This is a genomic window from Pantoea sp. At-9b, assembly GCF_000175935.2.
GTDB lineage: Bacteria > Pseudomonadota > Gammaproteobacteria > Enterobacterales > Enterobacteriaceae > Pantoea.
Map to the genome: position 1 here is coordinate 2,575,254 of NC_014837.1, position 19,743 is coordinate 2,594,996.

Consider the following 19,743-nt stretch of genomic DNA (forward strand, 5'->3'; position numbering starts at 1 on the left):
AAACTGATGAGGAGAATGCAGAAGAAACGCCGCAAATCATCTGCGGCGCTTAAGATTATTGATTAAGGAATTTATCGAGAAATTGTCGGGTTCGGGCATGCTGCGGATTGCTGAACAGCGCTTTCGCAACGCCTTGCTCCACAATACGCCCCTGATCCATAAAGATGGCACGATCGGCGACGTCACGGGCAAAGCTCATCTCGTGGGTAACGATCACCATGGTGCGCTTCTCTTCCGCTAAAGCTCGGATGGTGTTCAATACCTCGCCCACCAGTTCCGGGTCCAGCGCTGAAGTGGGTTCATCAAACAGGATCACCTGCGGCCGCATCGCCAGCGCACGCGCAATGGCGACACGTTGCTGCTGCCCGCCGGACAAACGGCGTGGAAAACTCTCTTCCTTCCCGTGCAGCCCCACTTTCTCCAGCAGTGAACGCGCTCGCGCAATGGCTTCTGCTTTCGGTTCACCCTTGACGATCACCGGTCCTTCAATAATGTTTTCCAGCACCGATCGATGAGGGAACAGATTGAAGTTCTGGAACACAAAGCCGACCTGCTGACGTAACCGGCGCACAAGGTCTTTCTGCTTATTGATACCCAACGCAGCATCGACCGTAATGTCCCCCACGCGGATGGTGCCGCTATCTGGCACTTCCAGCAGGTTGATACTGCGCAATAAGGTGGTTTTACCGGAGCCGCTCGGCCCGATAATGGCTACCACTTCGCCGGAAGCCACGTCCAGGTCGATGCCGTGCAACACCGTCTGGCCGTGAAATTGCTTCACCAGCTGACGTACTTCAATGGCACTCATTTCGCCTCCCGATCCTGACGATTAACATGCGCTTCCAGGCGATTCTGCAAGGCGGAGAGCACCGTCGCCATCACCCAGTAAATCACCGAGGCGGCCAGATACATGGTAAACACCTCCAGGGTACGTGAGGTGATCAGCTGCGCCTGACGGAACAGCTCCGGTACCTGAATGGTGGCAGCCAGCGAGGTATCTTTCACCAGGCTGATAAAGCTATTGCCCAGCGGCGGCAGCGCGGTACGGGCCGCCTGCGGCAGGATCACCCGGCGCAATGTCTGCCACGGTGTCATACCGATACTGGCTGCGGCTTCCCACTGACCACGTTCGATAGCGGCGATTGCGCCACGCAGCGATTCCGAAGCATAAGCGGCGGTGTTTAGCGACAGGCCGATCATGGCGGAAGGAATGGGATCCAGCTCAATACCAAACTGCGGCAGACCGTAGTAAATCATAAACAGCTGCGCGATAAGTGGCGTGCCACGGAAGATCGACACATAGAAGCGCGCCAGCCAGTTGACCGGCCAGAAGTGTGACAGGCGCATTAATGCCAGCACAAAACCGAGTATCAGGCCAAAGAACATCCCGCCGATACTCAGTTGCAGCGTAAACACCGCGCCTTTGAGTAAAAATGGTGCTGAATCCAGCACCAGTTGTAGGCTTTCCTGCATTATTTCGTAACGTCCGCGCCAAACCATTTCTCAGAAAGTTTGCTCAGGGAGCCATCTTTCTGCATATCGGCAATCGCGGCATCAATCGCTTTCAGCAGATCATCATTACCTTTACGCAGTGCGACACCGGATTCCAGACGAGAGAAGGCCGGGCCAGCTACCGCCATGGTATCGCCGGTTTTCTTCACTAAATCCAACGCGGCCAGACGGTCTACCAGGATGGCATCCAGACGGCCAGAGCGCAGATCCTGGTATTTGGTCGGGTCATCATCATAGGTACGAATGTCCACGCCCTTCACGTTATCACGCAGCCACTGCTCGTAGTTGGAACCGAGGCCCACACCCACTTTCTTGCCAGAGAGGTCTTCCGGCTTATTGATGCTGCCCGCATTTTTCTTCAGCGTCAGCGCCTGGACACCGGAAATGGTGTACGGGGTGGAGAAGTCATATTTCTTTTTGCGCTCATCCGAAATCGTGACCTGATTGATCACCACATCGATACGTTTTGAATCCAGTGACGCCAGCATGCCGTCCCATTTGGTCGGCTTCAGGCTGGCTTTCACGCCCAGATGCTGTGCCAGCTCCTGAGCAAACTCCACTTCGAAACCGGTCAGCTTGCCGTTTTCGTCCTGGAAGCTGAACGGCGGATAGGTGCCTTCCAGGCCCACCAGCAGCGTGCCGCGTTCTTTCACTTTATTCAGCAGATTTTCTGCCGCAAAGGTTTTCACGTTGAAACCGGCGACCAGCGCCACCGCCATCACTCCCATCACCAGTTGGCGACGAACTTGTGAGAAAGCCATAATTACCCCATTTATTATTTGTGAGTTGTGTGTGTTGTGTGCGTTATTCCACCGGGTCAGGTAAATAACGGCCGGATTATAAACCTTTTTTTACCCGTGTCTCAGACCGAAGGATGATAAGCAAATAACGCTGGCGATCCGCCGGTGTGCACAAACAATAGCGGACCTTCGCGCCGGAAACGTTGCTGACTGACGCCGTCGATCAAGCCCGCCATGGCTTTTCCGGTATATACCGGATCAAGCATAATGCCTTCCAGGCGCGCCAGCAGTTTTACGGCTTCCATACCCTCTTCATTCGGCTCGCCGTAGCGTGGGGCAAAATAATCATCCCACAGCGTAATCGGCGCATGCGCCTCCACTTCCAGCTGCTGTGCCAGTGCAGTGCGAATGCGCTCAACCACCGGCAATTGATCCGCCACTTTACGCGACACCGTCACGCCAACCAGCTCGCTGTCCGGCAGCAACTGCTCCAGACCAATCGCCAGACCGGCATGGGTGCCAGCACTACCAGATGCCACCACCACAGCAGCAAAATCCACCACCCCTTCGCTTTGGTGAGCGATCTCCTGAGCGCATTCCACATAACCGAGCGCACCCAGCGCATTGGAGCCGCCGACCGGCACCACATAAGGACGAAAACCCTGCGCTTCGAGGCGTTCAGCCTGCTCCGCCAACTGCGCCGCCGGATTATGCAACGCCGCCACCATCACCACCTCAACATCCATCAAATCCAACAGCAGGCGGTTGCCGTTGCTGAGGTAATTGGGCGCATCGGTGCCAATCGGATTTTCCAGCAACGCCACGCACTTCAGGCCGAGACGCGCCGCCACCGCCGCCGTCTGGCGCACATGATTTGATTGAATCGCCCCGGCAGTCAGCAGCACATCAGCGCCTTCACGCAGCGCGTCAGCGGCAAGAAATTCAAGTTTACGCAGTTTGTTACCGCCAAGTGCCACCGGGGTGAAATCATCGCGTTTGATGAAAATATCACGGCCAAGATAGTCAGAAAGACGGGGCAAATGTTCTAGCGGTGTGGGTGCACCCAACAACTCAAGACGAGGGAATTGGTGCAATAGATGTAAGGACAATGCAGCCTCCATTCGGGCAAATTGCAATTATTCTTACAGTGTTGCAGAAGATGAGAAAAGTCGCACCCGGAATTCACCGGGTGCAGCCCTTGTTGCTGGCGTCTTCGACAACAACAAGGGGAGGATCACAGTTAGCTGCGCTGCCAGCCTAAAAACTGGTCATATTTGCGCAAAGCGATGCGGTAGTTGTTATTACCGGCATCAGGTAAATCGTTCTCCAGACACTCATGCCAGCTGTTGCCCCGCAAACGTTCTGCCGGGAAATTTTTCGCCTTGAGCATGTCATCGAGTCGACGTAACCGCACCACATACTCACGAATGGTGCTGTGACTCATCTCAGTCTGTTCAAAGAGGTATTGCTTGAACGCCATGATATCGAAGTAATTCGGATGAGTATTACAAAAAATATCGCTGCAAAAACGGCACAACGCAGTCAATTCCGGCTGGAGTTTCATCCACACCTGATCATCAATCATTTGGTCCATCCGTGCGATGGCCTCTTTATTGATGATCTGGCCACGGAATACTAACGCCATTCGGTCAAGAACTTTGCCACAATGTGAACAATTGCTTTGGCTGTGCTTGTAGTCTTTAAGGTAGCGACTTAAAGGTCTGGCTTTGGATTTGGCTCCCATTGCTGAGTCCCCGGTTTTATTATTTTTGGATCGCCAGGAACTGAGTCTGTCAGCGCGCTCCCGTTAAACGGGCACGCAGGCGTTTGATCGCCTGACTGTGCAGTTGACTGACGCGGGATTCGCCCACTTCCAGCACCGCGCCAATCTCCTTCAGGTTCAGTTCTTCCTGGTAGTACAGTGTCAGCACCAATTTTTCACGCTCGGGCAAGGCCTCGATCGCTTCAATTACGCGCTCACGCAGATTCCCTTCCATCAGTTGATGAAGCGGGTTGGCTTCTTCATGCCCTTCCGTCACCAGCTCTGCGCTGTCACCGTGTTCTTCCCGATACTCGTCGTAGGAGAAGAGTTGGCTGTTGTTGGTATCCAGCAGAATCTGCCGATACTCCTCCAGCGAAACATTCAATTGATCAGCCACTTCCTGCTCGGTAGCCGCGCGCCCCATCGCTTGCTCTACCTGATGCATGGCGCCAGCCACCTCACGCGCATTACGGCGCACGCTACGAGGTGCCCAGTCGCGACTGCGCAATTCATCCAGCATTGCTCCCCGGATACGCTGCACGGCGTAAGTGGTAAAGGCGGTACCCTGTAACGCGTCGTAGCGCTCCACGGCGTTCAGTAAACCAATGCCACCGGCCTGCAGCAGATCGTCAAGCTCAACGCTGGCGGGCAACCGTACCTGCAGGCGCAACGCTTCATGCCGCACCAGAGGAACGTAGCGCTGCCAGAGCGAATGTTTATCCATCACGCCATCGGCGGTATAGAGATCGTTCACGTTGACTACCCTGCGTTAATAAAGTTATCGGCATGATTATCTAATTCTGTAGGGCGTTTTGATTGGAGGAATAGGCGGGCAAAGCGCGGTTATTTCAATTTGTAATTGATGGCGGCGCGATACGCCGCCATACAAACCACCGGTTAGCGCAGATTACGCAGGCGTTGGCGTGTGCCGGGGGGGACATTGTCCCATAACACGCAGGTTTTCCCCTCAAGCGACTGATAGAAAGGACTTATGTTCTCATCGCTCTCCAACTGGGTATTGAACACCACCTGACCGGTTTCAGCATTAATGCTCAACATGCGATTAATAAATAGCCGCTGTAAGTCGCTGCGCAGGAACAAACCGTTATCCACGCTATTATCGGCGAGAAATCCTTCTTCATTTTCCTGAGTATCAATATGGCAGGCTTCCACCCACGGCCAACTGTGTCGCTCAGTCAGCCGCGTACCGGTGATCACGCAGGCACCGTAGCGCGCTTTCACCGCCGCGCTAAATTCGGCCTGGCTGGCACGCTGGAACACGCGGGCTTTCACACGCCTGCCCACTTCGGTACCCGGCATCACCGCACTCGGCACCTTATGTTGCGGCGTGCTCAGTACCACCAGAAATTGCACCTTGCGTGATAACGGGAAACAGGGGTGCGCCTGGGGATCGAACAACTGCCAGTATTCATCCTCTTCATTCTGGCGCATCAACACCAGTTTAAAGCCACGGCTCGCCAGCAGGTTTTGTGCTTCCGCCGAATGGGGATCGAGCATGGCGTAGACACGGGTTTCCCCCACCACCTTCCAGCGGTTCTCCTTCTTGATTTCATCCGTGCGGCGGAAATACAGGAAGGCTTGCTGGTTTTTCAGGTAATGTTCAAAGCGACGCAGATAGTTTTTGCGTTCATTGTCGTCCGAGACAAACAGCAGATCCTCGATCGGGCTATTAATCTCCTGCTGGGCAAACACCGCGCGGATCACTAAATTGCGATAGCTGGTTGACGGGCTCAGCAACCCACGTGCGGTAAGCTCTTTCTCGTCAGGATGCTGCTGCATGTAACGCAACGCGATCTCTTCGAAAGTCAGTAGCTCACCCGGTAACAAGTCATAATTGAAGCGCATAGACACCCCAGAAAATGGAAAAAGTAACAAACTGGCAACTTTGCTTTTTCATCATTATCGGCAGCGCTGGCGCGTTCTGTAATGGATTCATCTGTCAGTTGCAAGACAGATTTTGCTCATCAATGTCAACGATACATCCCTTTCCAGACGGCTATTCGTTCGATTGACCACTCCACAAAGGCATACCCTGTGATCATTTATGCTTCTGACAAGCCCACTGAAACGTCACTCGTTGGAGAATCGTTTTCAGAATCTGTGAGTTAATGTAAACAATCTGCTTTAATCCCAGGACTTTTTCACTTGCTGACGTAGGTTAAAAATGAATCCATTTGACGTTGGTTTTTACACTGAACATGAATTAAAAGATTTCGGTTTCAAAGCGCTAGGAAAAAACATCGCCATTGCCAAAAATTGCACAATCATAGGGTTGGGTAATATTTCGATTGGTGATAATGTCAGGATTGACGGATACACAACCATAGTTGCCAATGGCAATGGCTTTTTGAATTTAGGATCATTTATTCATATAGGAGGATACTCTTTATTATCCGCAGGTGCTGGCATCACAATGGATGATTTTAGTGGTATATCTCAAGGTGTTAAAATTTACAGTAAAACAGATGATTACACGGGTCAGCACTTAACTAATCCGACAGTCGATCCCCAATATACGGGGGTTGTTTGCGGAGAGGTTATTTTAAGTCGCCATGTCATTGTTGGCTCAGGCACGGTTATTCTTCCTGGCGTGACGATCGGGGAGGGTTCGTCCGTAGGTGCATTATCTCTTGTCACCAAGAACCTGCCAGAATGGGGAGTCTATTTTGGCGCACCGGTAAGCAAAATAAAAAACCGGAAGAAAAACCTGCTTGAACTGGAGCGTGAATTTTTATCACAACAGGCAAAAACCAGGTCTTCCTCCTGATAAATGTTGCGCAGCTAATACCTGGACCAAACCAAGGGGATGTATTAGTTATATCTCCCCTGTCAGGGGAGATATTAGCTTCAGGCTGCCGCGAACTGGCTGGCGGCCAACACAATATCAATGATCCGCGTCTGCTCCGCATCGGTCAGAGTAGGATGGATTGGTAGGCACAGCACCTGTTGCGAGGTTTCAGTCGCCACCGGCAGATTATCGGAATGAGATGAATCATAGCCTTTATACATCGGGAACTCTGAAATCAGCGGATAGAAGTAACGCCGCGCGTAGATCCCCTCATCCTTCATGCGCTGGTAGAGTTCATCGCGCGACAGCGGGAAGCGGTCTGGCTGGATAAACAGCGGGCAATAGGCGTAGTTCCACTCAGTTTGCGCATCGCTGTGTAACAACGATATACCAGGGACGGCAGACAACGCTTCAACGTAGCGTTGATATATCCGCCGACGCACCGCAAATGCCGCATCAACGTGTTTGAGTTGTAACATGCCAAACGCTGCCTGAAACTCGCTCATTTTGCCGTTGATACCCGCCGCCACCACGGTGGTTTCATCGGCGAAGCCGAAGTTCTTGAGATAATCGATACGTCGCTTAATTTTCTCATCTGGACAGATGATCGCCCCGCCCTCAAAGGTGTTGAAGACCTTGGTTGCATGGAAGCTCAGAACCGATAAATCACCGTGATTCAGGATGCTGACCCCCTCACGCTTCACCGCAAAGGCATGGGCGGCATCATAAATCACCCGCAGCCCGTAGGTATCGGCAATGCGTGCAATTGCGTCAGTATCGCAAGGAATGCCATAACAATGTACCGGCAGGATCGCGCTGGTTTGCGGCGTGATAGCCGCCTCAATTTTGGCCGGATCAAGGTTACAGGTTACCGGATCGATATCGACAAACACCGGTTTGATCCCATTCCACAACAGCGAGTGCGACGTCGCGACGAAGGAGTAAGGTGTGGTGATCACCTCCCCACCCACGCGCAATGCCTGCAATGCGGTCATTAATGCCAGCGTACCGTTAGAGAACAAGCAGATATGTTTGACCCCCAGGTACTCCGCCAGCGCCGCTTCCAGTGCCTGATGATAAGGCCCCCCATTGGTGAGATATTTGCTCTGCCAGATATCCTCCAGATAAGGAATAAACTCCTCAAGCGGTGGTAATAACGGGCAGGTCACCAGAATGTTTTTATTGTCGTACTGTGGCGCGATCTTTTTCATCAAAACCCCCTGTGGGCGGTGTTATGTGTCACGGTCAGGAAAAATGGATACCAGCTTGCTGCCAGAAGGTCGCAAGCTCGTCAGCGGTTAACTGATGCACGGGATCGGGTGCCAGAACCGGCGGCCATTCTGCCTGCTGATGCCAGTCGAGAAGTGCGGTTACCCAGAGATGCTCTTTGTTACGGACATAGCTGGCTGTCCCACGGTGCCGAAGTGACGTAATATCGCTACACAGCACCGGCAGACCCGCAGCCTGATAATCAAGTAAAGACAAATCATCTTTGCCACGGTTTTCGTCCTGATTGAGCCGGAACAGCACTGCCATATCCACGTTAAGGCTGATGAGTTCATTGGCCGTAACCGCTCCCGATTCAGTACGATGGATTTCGCTGATCGATTCGATCCAGCTGGCCGGTGCGGCTCCACGGATCACCCAATCGATAAATGTGGCGGTTTCACTGACAACCCGGGCAAAAAAGCGCACATCAGCCGCACTGAGTTGGCTGGTTTCGCACAACACCCGTAAACGTGAATGACGCGGTGCACGAACCGGCGGCATGTCCGGCATCGCGACCAACGGTGGCAACGGGAAAGTGGTTTGTTTACGCTTCTGCAACCATTGCTGTAACTCTTCGCTCCATACCAGCCAGCCGTTGAGCCAGCTGGCCTGCAACAGATCTGAGCCAGATTGCTGGCTGAAACGGGCCTCTGGCAGGCAATAGCAGCGACAGCCATGCATGCTCACCATCGTTGCAATGTTTTCCCGCTGTCGTTCAGCGACGTCGGCGGCGAAGATCAACACATCCGGTTGCAGGCGCATGACCACCCACGGTGCCAGAGCGTCATAGGACAACAGTGCAATCTGTTGTTGCTCTGCCATCGCATTCAGTATCTGCAACAGACGCGCGCTGTTCGGCTGACTTTTATCGCCATGCACAAACACCACGCGGGGTACCTGCGCCTCGCTAAACGCTGGCCAGATTTGTTTCAGGCTTTCGTCTACGCTGAAAGCATCACCGTACAACGAGTAATTCAGGGGATAACCGGGATCACACAGCAAATCACGTCCCCAGTGCTGTAACAGCTTACTGGCTTCTGCTGACATAGCATTCAATACGCGTGCCTTGCCATCCGTTGCCACCACGCTATGAGGGGTCCAGATAGCACGATGGCCAGCCCGAGCGACTTTCAGCGCAAAGTCGATCTCCGCCACGGCAAGATCGGCATAGCGTTCATCCAATCCGCCCAACTGCTGCCAGCAATCTTTACGCACCAACAAGCACTGTCCGTTTAACAGCCGCGACTGGCGATCGCTTTGCAGATAACCACCTCTGATCAGAGAATCCCAGCGCTCACCTTGACCGATATGACCCGCCAGCCCACGATAACCGGCAATCAGGCCCGCCGAGAGAATATGCTGTTCGGTGTGGATCAGTTTCGGCCCCACCAACACGACTTCCGGGCGCAGCGCATGGTTCATCAACGCTGCCAGCCAGTTATCCAACAAAAAAATCAGCTGTGGTTCGATAAAGCACAGGTATTCGCCAGTGGCCTGTGCGGCTGCGGCGTTGCGCAGTGCCACCGGCTGCCAGTCAACCACCACGTCAATCACGCGAATACGTGTCGGATCGATAGTTGCCAGTCCCGCCAGCCAGCTATTCAGCGTGCTATCGTCATGTCGATGATTGACCACCAGCAGTTCGGTATGCGGCCAGTTGTTATGTTGCAACAAACTGGTGATAGCACGCTCCAGCGTTGCCAGTGAACTGCCCGCCAGCAGGATCAACGAAACCCGGGGTAACGCGGCGTGACCATATAACAACTGCATGGTCATACCTGGCTGGATTTGCACCGACGCAGCGGGATATCCCATCAATTGCAAACTATGTTCCAGCACCTGCGCCGTCTCCAGGCTCTCGTCCTCACTCAACTGCGGTTCCGGCAAAATACATAACATATCTGGATAGTGCCGGATTGCCTCTGCGCCTCCATGCAACGCAATCCGCTGCATCAGAGCCACTTCCAGTGCCTGAGGATATTGCTGCGCCTCGCCAGACCAGCGTTGCAGTGCCTGACGTGACAACAAACAACGCTTCAGATAGGACGCAGGCGCTGCGCTGAACAGATCCCAGTCCCAGTGTGGCTTCAGATGCGGCACCGCATCACCTGCCGCGTTCAGCCACAGCTCGTCGCTGTATACCGCCAGGGCATCCGTCTGTTTGCTGAGAAAATGGGCCAGTACTGGCCAGCTTTCCGCGCTGTAAAAACTGCCTGCGGGAATGCACTGTAACCAGTCGAATGCGCATTCGGCAGTCGCCTGTTGCAACCAGCTGTGCCATTCATCAGCAGGCATCACCAGCATGTCTGCGGGAACGGCCATGTTTTGCGCCGCAATCACCACCACCTGAACGAAGGCAGGCCGTTGTGCCAGGGTGTCGAGCGTCAGCAACAGATGATCAGGCTGCGCAGGATCGTCAAACACCGCCACCAGCATGCGCGGCGGACTGGCTAAGGTCAGCCGGTCACGCAGGTTGGGGGTCAGATGGCGCTGCACCAACCAGTTTTCCAGACGCCCCTGCCGCAATGCCTGCTGGTGCTGACGCAATTTTTGCTGCGTCATATCAACCAGTTGCTGTATCTGCTCCTGTGTCTGTTCGCGGCGCGCCAGTAAGGTGTCACGCATTTGCCACAGATTGGTCCGTGCCGCCTCAAGCGTGGCTGGATGATCATCCCAACAGAAGCCGACACCCCCGTATTCAGCCAGGGTTGTTGCTGTCATAGCATATTTTTCGTAACCCGGTGCCGTCAGGCCGACTACTGGGCAGCCACACAAAATCGCCAACAACGCCGTGCCAGAGGCTTCATAGCTATACAACGTTCGCGCAGTTTTCAGTTTCGCGGCCAGTTCTGCCAGCGTAAGCGGATTGCGCATTGAGAGGATCTCAATGCCGGGTGGTAAGCGGGAGAAATCTACCGCCGATAACGGTACACGGTTGAGATAAAGGAGGTCGCAGCTTTTCTCGGGCTGATCGTCCTGGAAAAGGTCGAGGTCATAACACTCGATATTCAGTATGCGTGGGCTCGCGTATTTGCCGGCAAACTCCGGGCGATACCAGAAAAACAGATCATCAGGGCCAGCCTCCAGGTCATTGCCGTTAATGACTCCTTCCTGGTTCAGCATGTAACGCACCGCCATCGGTGCCCGATGAGGGTTACCGCTCACCACTTCCGGATAAATAACGGTAAACAGGCCGCCACGCAGTTGGTACTCCCGCAGTTCTTTACCGCTGACCGCCGGTGTATTCCACGCCGGATTAACGGTGCAATTGACCATCCACGCTTGTCTGCCACTTTCATTCAACAGATGACACAAGCGATGCATCACCTGAATACCAAGGGAAGACTCGCGATAATCCGGCGCGACAATAAAATAAGGGAAGTTTTCGTCCTGAATGGTGGTCATCGTTGTACGCTTCTTCTGTAGCTGATGTAGCCCGGCAAATATTGCCTATAGTAACGACCCCGCACTGCCTCCAATCCCCAAAACAAAGGGCAAAAACGGGGTGTTTCTCGCTTCTGCTATCAGGCAGTCCAGCTCTTTAACCAGTTATCAAGGTGCTGACCGGTAAGCATCCACTCATTGCGCACCTCAGTTTGCAGCGTCAGGCCCGCGCGCGCACTGGCATCCGCATCATGCAGATGCATACGAATCGCATCCACCCAATCTTTGAAGCGATTCTTCACCCGCGTGACGGGCATGTCAGTGTGGCGATAGCACTCCACATCGCTGCAGATCACGGGAACGCCGCAGGCACCGTACTCCATCAGACGCAGATTGCTTTTACAGACGTTGAAAATGTTGTCTTCCACCGGGGCCAGTGCCAGATCAAGATTCAGCGCCGCCAGTGCCGCCGGATAGAGACTGATATCGACGCCAGCATGATGTTCATGCACGTAAGGACGCAGCTTTTCCGGGCACATGCCCATAAACACCCACTCCACCTCATTCGCCAGCGTCTTGACCACATCGGCAATCATCTCCAGATCGCCCTGATGACTGGAACCCCCGGCCCAGCCGACACGCGGTTTGCGCCCCTGTCCACGCAAGCTTTGCAGGTTGCCCCACCAGTTCACTGGCAGACGGTTCAGCACCACCTGGATATCGGGATGGAAAGTGGCGAGCGACTCGGCCAGCGGGGGTGTCGAGACGACAAAACGGTCAAAGTAGCTCAGGCTTTTGCGCAATAACCCTGAGATCTCTTGGCTGAAGTTGGCACGGTTGTAGTGCTTCATCGGCAGGTTAAGGATGTAGTCATCCAGTTCAAACACTTTAAACATTGCAGGCAACTTGCCAGCGCGCTCGATCCACGAATGGAAGCTCGGCGTATACCGACGCTGAATAATCAGGCTGTCAGGGCGGTATTGCGCCACTTCGCTGAGATTAAGCAGTGATAATGATGCGTTGCCCTGTGCCTTCCCCTCAACCTGCATGGCATACAAGGGTTGCAGCATGCGGTAATGACCACAACCCGCCGTATCGGAGTGATGCAGCAGCAATTGCGGCAGCGCCTTGCTTTTGACCGGGCGCCAGCTGATCTCGCTATCGTTACTGATATCAAAGTGGCGACTGCGCAGAGACAGGTTGGTGTTGTAGGCCGGGTCATGCCCCACCAGCGGTAGCCAGCGCTGCAACAGTTTGTCTTCTTCCTGCTGCTTGAGCTGAGCGGCGGTCTGGATCGTGACGCCAGCGAAGGGATTTTTACGTTCGGCGGCGCGCAGGATGCGTGCGTATGGCGTCCAGACCGTGAGATAACCCTGTTCGCGCGCTCGCAGACACAAATCTACGTCGCTAAACAACGGCTGGTTTTCATCAAAACCATTCAGTACCGCGAACACGGCAAAACGCACCAGCATAAAGTCGCCGGATACCGCGCTGTAATTCTGATCCAGATGCAAACGTCCTAATGCGCTCGGGTCTTTATCATCATGACCACGCAGCACCTCACCGACCACACCACCGATCCCCAGCACATAACCCGCATGACGAACTTTATTATTAGCGGAGAGCTGCTTGCCACCGACAATGGCCACCTCCGGGCGTTGTGCATGATTGAGCAGGTTATCCAGCCATTCTCCATCGGCAATTGCCAACTCGCTGTGCATAAACATCAGGTATTCACCCTGTGCCTGCTCTGCCGCCAGATTGCTCATCGCCCCCTGATGCCAGGGGTGCGGGTATTGAATGAGGCGAATACGCTGCGGATCCACCGTCGCAATGGCACTCAGCCAGCTGTCGCGTTCAGGGCTGTGCTGATCGTCAGCCACAATCAGCAACTCATAATGCTGATAGCGCGTCTTCTCCATCAGCGTGGTGACGCAGGTAATCAGCGCGGGCAGGCTTTGTCCGGCGAGGATCACGATCGAAACTTTTGGCTGTGTCTCATGGTTGTAGCGCAGGCGATAGTTGTAGTAACTGTCGAGGGCGATCTCAGCATTGGCGTAACCTCGATTTTGCAAGTGACGCTGGATAATCCCGGCGTCCACTGCCACATCGCGCGCGCGCAGGTGAGCCGTCAGCAGAGGTTCAGCCAGGTGCCCTACCACGTTCAATCCCTGTGATTCGATCAGTTTAACCATCAGATCCAGTTCTGCCGCCTGCGGATAATTGAGATCAAACCCTTCCGCCGCCAGCAGCAACTCACGGCGGAACAGCCAGTGCCGCGCCATGGTTTTCGGTGAGCTGAGCAACATATCGAGGTTGAAATCCGGGCGGAACGCCAGACCGGTAGGTTCACCGTTAATGAAGAAGTACTCATCCGCGTACATCGCCAGCACATCATCACGAGATGGCAACGCGCTGGCCAACGCAATCAGGCCGGAAGCATTGAAGCATGTACCGGACTCAATCAGGATAAACCAGTGCGCATCCTGATCGTTGATCAGTTGGTTGATCACCGGCAGACGCTGTTCTGCTGTAGCCGGAAACGCCAGTGCACCCTGCTGATTATCCGTCACCGCACCCACCAGCAGGGGACGCAGCGTCAGTAATGGTGAAGAAAATGCCTCAATTGAAGCCAGCGTTTGCGCCAGTTGACTGGCATTCTCTGGGGTCACCGTAATGATGATCGCCAGTGATACCGGTTGCGCTAAATCTGCACTGAGCTGCGCCAGCGCCGCCTGGTGGCACGGCTTTAGTTGTCGCACCAGATTCCAGTGACTGAGGGTGCTGCTGCTGAGTGCCTGGTACTGCAACTGACGGATATTGTGCTGGCTGATGTTCTGCGGTTCCCCTGGTGCAGCCACGGTTATCATTTCAGAAGATCCCGTGGCGCAGGTGTACCACGACGCTTTACGCAGTTGCAGAATCAGACGGTCACGTTGCTCGCGGATATGCTCTTCGCCCTCATTCTGGTGCGGCTGGATATGCACATCGGAAACCCGCACCGAGCACAACGGCGTCGGGAACCACACCACATCCCCTTGAATCAGCAGCTTGCTGTACAGTATCAACGCACCGATTTGTGGCATCACTTCATCCTCCACGCGGAACAGCGCGTGGTGATCAGACAATAATTCCAGCAACATCTCACGGCGCATCAGACTCGCACTAAAGTCTCCGAGCAGGTTATAACCAAGTCGGCACTGATAGCGCAGTAAATCCGTTCCCTTCATCACCCCAGGTTGGGGCAGAAAGGCAGCAGTAGAGAGGATATCTGCCACCGGTTCGCCACGCGCATCAATACGATTGCGTTTCGTCAACGCCAGCACCGCCTGAGGTGCGGCAACCAGTGCGCTGACCAGGGTGCTGACACAATTGCCAGACAGCTCATCGGCATAGCTCAGCAATTTGATGAATTCACCCTGTGCCGCCTGAATCGCTTCGGCGATCACGGTGGGGTGACCGACGGGAAAAACCAGATGGCGTACCGCATGGCCAGGCTGATTCAGGTAAGGTTGCAGCAACTGAGGGATAAAAGCTTTGCCACTGGAGTCAGCAACGAGGATTTCGCAATCGGGATAATCCTGCGCCAGCGCGCTGTTGAGCGCCCCCTCCAGCCAAACAGGAATATGCGCCGTGATAATAATGCTGACTCTTGGCGTGTGTTTCATCAGAAGCCCTTCTCTGGCAATGGTTGCGTTCGCCATCTTCGGCGCGCAGCAAGACGATTTTTCCTTATCCTAAGGGCTGGCCACGATTTCAATCCGCCAAGCAGCACCACGATTCGGGCGTTATTCAGCCATAAAAAACCCCGCCGAAGCGGGGTTTGTCGATGAATCATTAATCGGGCGATTAGCCCTGCAGCAGAGACAGAACCTGCTGAGGTACGGCGTTAGCTTTCGCCAACACGGAGTTACCTGCCTGCTGGATGATCTGTGCTTTAGACATGTTCGACACTTCTGTCGCGTAGTCCGCATCCTGGATACGGGACTGCGCTTCCGACAGGTTCGTCGTGGTGTTGTTCAGGTTGGTGATAGCAGAGTCCAGACGGTTCTGCACCGCACCCAGGCTTGAACGGTAGGTGTCAACTTTAGCGATAGCTTTGTCCAGCAGCGCCAGCGGGTCAGCCGTTGCTGCACCAGCGAATTCGGTAGATGCAGTTACGCCGCCAGTAGAGCTGAGCTCGATACCAGAAGTTGCGCCAGTCGTCGCCGCAGTTGCGTCGTCGCTGTTTGCCAGCAGACCAGAAGACACGCTGTAGTTCTTGTCCTGGATAGTGACATACGCAGTCGCGTTGCCGCTGCTGTCGGTGCCAACTTTAATCAGCTGACCACTCTGCACCGCACCGTTAGACGCGATACCGTTAGCTTCGTCACCGTAAGAAACGTCGGTGGTGTTCAGTTCAACTTTACCGGCATCTGAACCGCTGTTATCAACAGATACAGAGTAGTAATCGCTGCCAGACTGAACCACATATTCGTTGGTGCCAGAGATCTGGTGCAGAGACAGAGTACCGCTGCTCACGCCCAGTTTGGTTGCTACGTCTGACATGTCAACATCAGTCATCACGCCGCCAGTATCGGCAACCTGAGTCACCGCGTCGGTCACATCCAGAGAGTTTTTAGAAACAGAGAAGCCGCTCAGACCCAGAGTTGAAGAGTCGATCTGCTCCAGGTTGATGTCGATGGTTTCGCCATCGTTAGAACCAACCTGAATGCTCATTGAGCCATTTTTAGACAGCACGTTCACGCCGTTGAAAGTGGTCTGGTCAGACACACGGTCGATTTCATCCAGACGTGATTTGATTTCGTCCTGGATTGAAGACAGGTCGGAATCAGAGTTGGTACCGTTCTGTGCCTGTACGGTCAGTTCACGGATACGCTGTAAGTTGTTGTTGATTTCAGACAGTGCGCCTTCAGTCGTCTGCGCAGCAGAGATACCGTCGTTGGCGTTACGCGCTGCCTGAGTCAGGCCGTTGATGTTAGAAGTGAAGCGGTTAGCAATCGCCTGGCCCGCTGCGTCATCTTTAGCGCTGTTAATACGAAGACCAGAAGACAGACGCTCAATAGAAGTAGACAGAGCAGACTGGTTCTTGTTGATGTTGTTCTGAGTGATCAGCGAGAGGCTGTTGGTATTAATGACTTGGGCCATGATAAATATTCCTGTTAATCAAGTCTTTCGGTTAAGGTGTGGGCTTCAACCCGCCGGCTTCAGCGCCGTCAAAGTTGTTATCGTCTGCCCTTAAACAACCTTTAGATTTTTTTTAGTACCAGGCGAAAATTTTTCACTTCAGCCTGTCACGCTTAACTTTATCGCCCAGGTGTTGCACTTCTTTAGTGCTGAATGATCACTTTTCTAGCGCCAGAAATACCTTTCTCTATATGCGCTATTCGCTTTATTACTCGCAGGTAAATAATTTTAAACTTTCCCCATCCAACGCCGATAACCCCGGTATTCACTCTCCGTGTCGACATAAAAAGGAAACAACATGGCAAGTATTTCTACCCTGGGTGTCGGTTCAGGCCTCGATTTAAGTAGCATTCTGGACAGTCTGGAAACCGCCGAAAAAGCGTCATTAGATCCTATCTCTACTCAGCAGACGGCTTATACCGCCAAGCTGAGCGCTTACGGTACGTTGAAAAGCGCATTGACCACTTTCCAGACCGCGAATACCGCATTGAATGACGCCGATCTTTTCACTGCGACGTCTGCCACCAGCAGCTCCAGTGCCTTTAGCGCCACGACATCTGGTAGCACAGTAGCCGGAAACTACACCATTAGCGTGTCACAGCTGGCGCAGGCACAGACGCTGACGTCTGCCACCCAAACCAGCAACAGCACGGCGCTGGGCGACAGCTCTGCCAGTAGCCGTACCATGACCATTACGCTGGTGGATGGCACCAGCAAAGACATTACGCTGACCAGCGATCAGACCTCGCTGACCGGCATGCGCGATGCGATCAACAGCGCTGATGCTGGTGTTACCGCCACCATTATTAAAACCGGTGATAGCAGCTACCGTTTGTCACTGACGTCGACTGAAACCGGCAGCGATAATGCCGTTAGCAGCATCAGTGTGACCGGCGATGATACGTTGCAGGGCATTGTCGGTTATGACGCCAGTGCCAGCAGCAACGCCATGACCGAAAGCGTCGCAGCACAGAACGCCAAACTGACGGTGAACAACGTTGAGATTGAGAACAGCAGCAACACCATCAGTGATGCGCTGGAAGGCATTACGCTCAAACTTAATGACACCACCACGGGTAATGCGACATTAAGCATCACCAAAGACTCGTCGAAAGCGCAAAGCGCGATTGAGAACTGGGTTGATGCCTATAACACCCTGCTGACGCAGTTCGACACCCTGACCAAATATACCGCGGTAGATGTCGGTTCAGATTCACAGGACTCCAGCAACGGCGCGCTGCTCGGTGACAGCACCCTGCGTACTATTCAGACGCAGCTAAAAAGCATGCTGACCAATGCGCAGAGCAGCTCAACCTATAAAACGCTGGCGCAGATCGGTATTACCACTGACCCGACATCCGGCCAGTTGGAACTGGACTCCGATACCCTCGAGAGCGCCCTGACCAGCGACCCGGATGGCGTGAAAGAGATGATCGTCGGCGACGGTACCACCACCGGCATTACCACCACCATCGCGACCAACCTGACCAGCTGGCTATCCAGTACCGGTATCGTGCAGGCGGCCACCGATGGTGTCAGTAAGACCCTGAATGACCTGACCGATCAGTACAACGACATGAGTACGCGTATTGATAACCTGATTGCGCGTTACAAAACCCAGTTTACTGCCCTGGACGTACTGATGAGTTCACTGAATAGCACCAGTAGCTACCTGTCGCAGCAGTTCGATACGTCGTCCAGCAGCACCAGCAGCACAAGTAGCTCATCCTCATAAGGAGTGATTCATGTATAGCGCAAATGGCACTCAAGCCTATGCCAAAATCGGCGTTGAAAGCGCCGTCATGAGCGCCAGCCAGAAGCAACTGGTGGTGATGCTGTTTGACGGTGCGCTCAGCGCACTGGTTCGCGCCCGCCTGTTTTTGCAGGATGGGAATATTGAGGGCAAAGGTCTGTCGCTCTCTAAAGCGATCAATATTATCGAAAACGGACTCAAACAGGGTCTGGCAGAAGGCAGTGGTGATGAACTCACCGAAAACCTGCTAGGGCTGTATGCCTATATGGTTCGCCGTCTGTTACAGGCCAATCTGCGTAATGACGTAGAAGCCATCGAAGAAGTTGAAGGGCTGCTACGTAATATCGCTGATGCCTGGAAAGAAGTCGCTCAACCTCAACACCTTCAGGACGCCGTTTAATGACTATCGCACCGCATCTGATTGCCATTTACCAGCAGTTACTCGATCTCAGCCAGGGAATGCTGCGCCTTGCCGCAGACGGCGAATGGGATGAATTGATCACCAAGGAGATGGAATACGTTAGTGCGGTGCAACAGTTGGCGCGATCAACGCAGGACACCGCGCCTTCGCTGCAAACTCAGGAACAACTGCGCCCGGTATTACGCCATATCCTCGACAATGAGAGTGAAGTCAAACGCCTGTTACAGGCACGTCTGGATGAACTGGCGCAACTGGTTGGACAATCATCACGGCAAAAATCCATGATGAGCGCGTATGGTAAACAAGGCAGTGTCTTAGTACCGCGTCAAACCGTCTGAGTAATACCCTCGCGGAGCGGCAGCGAAAACATCTTTTCCTGCCGCTCTTTTTTTGTACAACCTGCTTAGTTCTGCGCTGAAAGCTGTGTCGGGCGCAAAATCTCTGGCTCAATATTTTGAATCACCGCTTCATCAGGTCGTGCAGCCACTTCTTTTAATGCCTGCTGACATTCAACCGTTGGGCGATCGACCTTCCGCATCCGCAAGCCATCATAGCGCAGCTCACCATTGTTTAACCTGAGCGGCATGACGCGCACCAGACGCGTCACATTCACCCACTGGTCATCCAGACGTGTCAGCTTACCTGGCTTGGCAATCACGCGCTGCCACTGGCGACAATCCAGGGTATCGCCCTGCGCACCGATGATCAGACTGCCCATTGCCTGATCGCTAATCAGCTTGCGCTGCGGGCCAACGGTTTGCCAATAACCCTGCAATTCCGCTGGTGCCGGGGTCTTCACCGCCGCTTCATAATTGTTGATCTGCGCACACCCCGACAGCGCCAACGCTGCCAGTACCATCCACTTTTTCATCTTCGGTCCCTACACTCGCTTCAATGGCGGCTACG

The 19,743-nt window shown here is 53.9% G+C and carries 16 protein-coding genes; 4 read left to right on the forward strand and 12 right to left on the reverse strand.

Features of this window, described 5'->3' with window-relative positions:
* Positions 1 to 55 precede the first annotated feature (55 nt).
* The 7 genes from tcyN to PAT9B_RS11965 form a co-directional block, all read right to left on the reverse strand.
* On the reverse strand, positions 56 to 808 hold the full coding sequence (tcyN, locus tag PAT9B_RS11935; RefSeq protein WP_013509521.1) for an L-cystine ABC transporter ATP-binding protein TcyN: 753 nt from the start codon (positions 806 to 808) through the stop codon (positions 56 to 58).
* Positions 805 to 1,473: a cystine ABC transporter permease gene (gene tcyL, locus PAT9B_RS11940; RefSeq protein ID WP_013509522.1), complete on the reverse strand. Its 669-nt coding sequence runs from the start codon at positions 1,471 to 1,473 to the stop codon at positions 805 to 807. The genes tcyN and tcyL overlap by 4 nt, the downstream gene beginning before the upstream one ends.
* Positions 1,473 to 2,273, reverse strand: a complete 801-nt coding sequence (gene tcyJ / locus PAT9B_RS11945) for a cystine ABC transporter substrate-binding protein (RefSeq protein ID WP_013509523.1) — start codon at positions 2,271 to 2,273, stop codon at positions 1,473 to 1,475. The genes tcyL and tcyJ overlap by 1 nt, the downstream gene beginning before the upstream one ends.
* 101 nt (positions 2,274 to 2,374) lie before the next feature.
* A complete protein-coding gene (locus PAT9B_RS11950) occupies positions 2,375 to 3,361 on the reverse strand; it encodes a D-cysteine desulfhydrase (RefSeq protein ID WP_013509524.1) in 987 nt (328 codons plus the stop codon).
* Positions 3,362 to 3,492: 131 nt separating this feature from the next.
* Positions 3,493 to 3,996 (reverse strand): flagella biosynthesis regulatory protein FliZ, encoded by a 504-nt coding sequence (gene fliZ / locus PAT9B_RS11955; RefSeq protein WP_013509525.1) that lies wholly within the window; start codon positions 3,994 to 3,996, stop codon positions 3,493 to 3,495.
* Positions 3,997 to 4,045: 49 nt separating this feature from the next.
* The gene (locus PAT9B_RS11960) at positions 4,046 to 4,768 is read right to left on the reverse strand and encodes an RNA polymerase sigma factor FliA (RefSeq protein ID WP_013509526.1); all 723 of its coding nucleotides are present in this window, start codon (positions 4,766 to 4,768) and stop codon (positions 4,046 to 4,048) included.
* A 143-nt stretch (positions 4,769 to 4,911) separates the two neighbouring features.
* On the reverse strand, positions 4,912 to 5,880 hold the full coding sequence (locus PAT9B_RS11965; protein ID WP_013509527.1) for an HNH endonuclease signature motif containing protein: 969 nt from the start codon (positions 5,878 to 5,880) through the stop codon (positions 4,912 to 4,914).
* 319 nt (positions 5,881 to 6,199) lie between these two features.
* Between PAT9B_RS11965 and PAT9B_RS11970 the strand changes: the two genes are divergently transcribed.
* A complete protein-coding gene (locus tag PAT9B_RS11970) occupies positions 6,200 to 6,802 on the forward strand; it encodes an acyltransferase (protein ID WP_013509528.1) in 603 nt (200 codons plus the stop codon).
* A gap of 80 nt (positions 6,803 to 6,882) precedes the next feature.
* Here the strand turns inward: PAT9B_RS11970 and PAT9B_RS11975 are convergent, their stop codons facing one another.
* The 4 genes from PAT9B_RS11975 to PAT9B_RS11990 all read right to left on the reverse strand — a co-directional run bounded on the left by PAT9B_RS11975 (position 6,883) and on the right by PAT9B_RS11990 (position 16,624).
* Positions 6,883 to 8,034, reverse strand: a complete 1,152-nt coding sequence (locus PAT9B_RS11975) for a DegT/DnrJ/EryC1/StrS aminotransferase family protein (protein WP_013509529.1) — start codon at positions 8,032 to 8,034, stop codon at positions 6,883 to 6,885.
* 34 nt (positions 8,035 to 8,068) lie between these two features.
* Positions 8,069 to 11,497 carry a glycosyltransferase family 2 protein gene (locus tag PAT9B_RS11980; RefSeq protein ID WP_013509530.1) on the reverse strand — a complete coding sequence of 1,143 codons (3,429 nt, stop codon included), beginning with the start codon at positions 11,495 to 11,497 and terminating at the stop codon, positions 8,069 to 8,071.
* A 119-nt stretch (positions 11,498 to 11,616) separates the two neighbouring features.
* Positions 11,617 to 15,144, reverse strand: a complete 3,528-nt coding sequence (locus PAT9B_RS11985) for a glycosyltransferase (protein ID WP_013509531.1) — start codon at positions 15,142 to 15,144, stop codon at positions 11,617 to 11,619.
* Positions 15,145 to 15,325: 181 nt separating this feature from the next.
* Entirely contained in the window at positions 15,326 to 16,624 is a 1,299-nt protein-coding gene (locus tag PAT9B_RS11990; RefSeq protein WP_013509532.1) for a FliC/FljB family flagellin, read from the reverse strand.
* 337 nt (positions 16,625 to 16,961) lie between these two features.
* Between PAT9B_RS11990 and fliD the strand changes: the two genes are divergently transcribed.
* From fliD to fliT, 3 genes are read left to right on the forward strand one after another with little or no spacing between them, the layout of a single operon-like run.
* Entirely contained in the window at positions 16,962 to 18,398 is a 1,437-nt protein-coding gene (gene fliD, locus PAT9B_RS11995) for a flagellar filament capping protein FliD (RefSeq protein WP_013509533.1), read from the forward strand.
* 10 nt (positions 18,399 to 18,408) lie between these two features.
* Complete coding sequence (fliS, locus tag PAT9B_RS12000; protein ID WP_013509534.1) at positions 18,409 to 18,816, forward strand: flagellar export chaperone FliS; 408 nt, start codon at positions 18,409 to 18,411, stop codon at positions 18,814 to 18,816.
* Positions 18,816 to 19,175 carry a flagella biosynthesis regulatory protein FliT gene (fliT, locus tag PAT9B_RS12005; protein ID WP_013509535.1) on the forward strand — a complete coding sequence of 120 codons (360 nt, stop codon included), beginning with the start codon at positions 18,816 to 18,818 and terminating at the stop codon, positions 19,173 to 19,175. Before fliS ends, fliT begins: the two co-directional genes overlap by 1 nt.
* A gap of 65 nt (positions 19,176 to 19,240) precedes the next feature.
* Here fliT and yedD read toward each other — a convergent pair whose 3' ends face one another.
* Positions 19,241 to 19,708, reverse strand: a complete 468-nt coding sequence (gene yedD, locus PAT9B_RS12010) for a lipoprotein YedD (RefSeq protein ID WP_013509536.1) — start codon at positions 19,706 to 19,708, stop codon at positions 19,241 to 19,243.
* Positions 19,709 to 19,743: the final 35 nt, after the last annotated feature.

Bases quoted from the DNA above. Each gene is read 5' to 3' on its own strand.
- fliZ (WP_013509525.1), bottom strand. From the start codon at position 3,996: ATGGGAGCCAAATCCAAAGCCAGACCTTTAAGTCGCTACCTTAAAGAC.
- tcyJ (WP_013509523.1), bottom strand. From the start codon at position 2,273: ATGGCTTTCTCACAAGTTCGTCGCCAACTGGTGATGGGAGTGATGGCG.
- PAT9B_RS11965 (WP_013509527.1), bottom strand. From the start codon at position 5,880: ATGCGCTTCAATTATGACTTGTTACCGGGTGAGCTACTGACTTTCGAA.
- tcyN (WP_013509521.1), bottom strand. From the start codon at position 808: ATGAGTGCCATTGAAGTACGTCAGCTGGTGAAGCAATTTCACGGCCAG.
- tcyL (WP_013509522.1), bottom strand. From the start codon at position 1,473: ATGCAGGAAAGCCTACAACTGGTGCTGGATTCAGCACCATTTTTACTC.
- PAT9B_RS11990 (WP_013509532.1), bottom strand. From the start codon at position 16,624: ATGGCCCAAGTCATTAATACCAACAGCCTCTCGCTGATCACTCAGAAC.
- fliD (WP_013509533.1), top strand. From the start codon at position 16,962: ATGGCAAGTATTTCTACCCTGGGTGTCGGTTCAGGCCTCGATTTAAGT.
- fliT (WP_013509535.1), top strand. From the start codon at position 18,816: ATGACTATCGCACCGCATCTGATTGCCATTTACCAGCAGTTACTCGAT.
- PAT9B_RS11985 (WP_013509531.1), bottom strand. From the start codon at position 15,144: ATGAAACACACGCCAAGAGTCAGCATTATTATCACGGCGCATATTCCT.
- yedD (WP_013509536.1), bottom strand. From the start codon at position 19,708: ATGAAAAAGTGGATGGTACTGGCAGCGTTGGCGCTGTCGGGGTGTGCG.
- PAT9B_RS11980 (WP_013509530.1), bottom strand. From the start codon at position 11,497: ATGACCACCATTCAGGACGAAAACTTCCCTTATTTTATTGTCGCGCCG.
- PAT9B_RS11975 (WP_013509529.1), bottom strand. From the start codon at position 8,034: ATGAAAAAGATCGCGCCACAGTACGACAATAAAAACATTCTGGTGACC.
- fliS (WP_013509534.1), top strand. From the start codon at position 18,409: ATGTATAGCGCAAATGGCACTCAAGCCTATGCCAAAATCGGCGTTGAA.
- PAT9B_RS11970 (WP_013509528.1), top strand. From the start codon at position 6,200: ATGAATCCATTTGACGTTGGTTTTTACACTGAACATGAATTAAAAGAT.